The organism is Wolbachia endosymbiont of Drosophila leontia (assembly GCF_028981785.1).
Classification (GTDB): Bacteria; Pseudomonadota; Alphaproteobacteria; order Rickettsiales; family Anaplasmataceae; genus Wolbachia; species Wolbachia pipientis.
The window spans coordinates 1-1,214 of record NZ_JAPQLK010000117.1; the positions used below are offsets into that span (position 1 = coordinate 1).

Consider the following 1,214-nt stretch of genomic DNA (forward strand, 5'->3'; position numbering starts at 1 on the left):
CCAGCTTGCAAATGATTGTCCTTTCCTTCATTTCTCTCCTATTACGAAGATTTTAAACAGGTTCTTATAATTGAAGAAAATACTTGTAAGTTCTATTTTTAGTACATACCTTAGCCTTTTTATAATTTGCGAAGTAAAATTATGTTAAATAACATTGAACATTATGATTTATATAAAATTTTTGAGAAATATAGTAAGAACAATGATGAATTAGCAGACTATGAGCGTTTAATAGGTAAGTATATTGAGAAGGCGATTGAAAAAGGTAATAATTGCTTTGAAGAAAGTGGTCTGCTTTGCCCGATAACAGGAGAACTAATATTAGAGCCTGTTAGAATAATATATGATGATGATTCAAAGTCGCAAAATGTGTTTGAGTACCATGAGATTTTTAAGTGGTGGAAAAAAGAAGGGGGTAACGCAACAGACCCATGTACCAAAAGGCCTGTAAAAGCTCTTTATCTAGATGAGGAAATAAGACGAGCAATAGAGGATAAGTTATGGGAATGCTTCAATGAATATTATTATGAGTTACTGGATAATGAAAAAAGAGGTATTAATGAGGCGGTAAGCTTTCTAAAGTTAATGCGATTTATTGAGTGTGGTGATTACTATCAGGTGTTACAATGCCTTAATGGTGGTGTTAATGTTAATGCTCAAAACGATAGTAGTCAAACCCCATTGCACATTGCTTCCTTCAAAGGTGTGGCTAGTGTAGTAAAACTTCTTTTAGAGAGAGGTGCTAAAATCAATACCCGGGATAATCAAGATGAAACTGCATTACACTATGCTTCTTATTATGGTCACCGTGCTACAGCAGAAATTCTTTTAAAGCAAGGTGCTAAAATCAATACCCGGGGTAATCTAGGTAAAACTGCATTACATCATGCTGCTTCTGCTAATAATGCTGATATGACTAAATTTCTTCTGGAGGCAGGAGCCAAAGCTAATGCGAAAGATAGCTTTGATAGAACACCACTTTTCTTTACTGACAATGAGGAAATAATTACTTTACTTAGAAATAAACAAATTATTGAGTCGGTTATTGAGGATAATTATGATCAGGTGTTACGGTGTCTTAACGATGGTGCTGATGTTAATGCTAAAAACGATAATAAGGAAGCCATATTATACATGGCTTCCTTAGAACCTGTTTAAAATCTTCGTAATAGGAGAGAAATGAAGGAAAGGACAATCATTTGCAAGCTGGTGTT

General features: G+C 34.2%; 1 protein-coding gene. It reads left to right on the forward strand.

What is annotated here, in order from left to right; translation table 11 throughout:
• The first annotated feature begins 141 nt into the window (after positions 1-141).
• A complete protein-coding gene (locus tag OZD63_RS03750; protein WP_274979592.1) occupies positions 142-1,158 on the forward strand; it encodes an ankyrin repeat domain-containing protein in 1,017 nt (338 codons plus the stop codon).
• Positions 1,159-1,214: the final 56 nt, after the last annotated feature.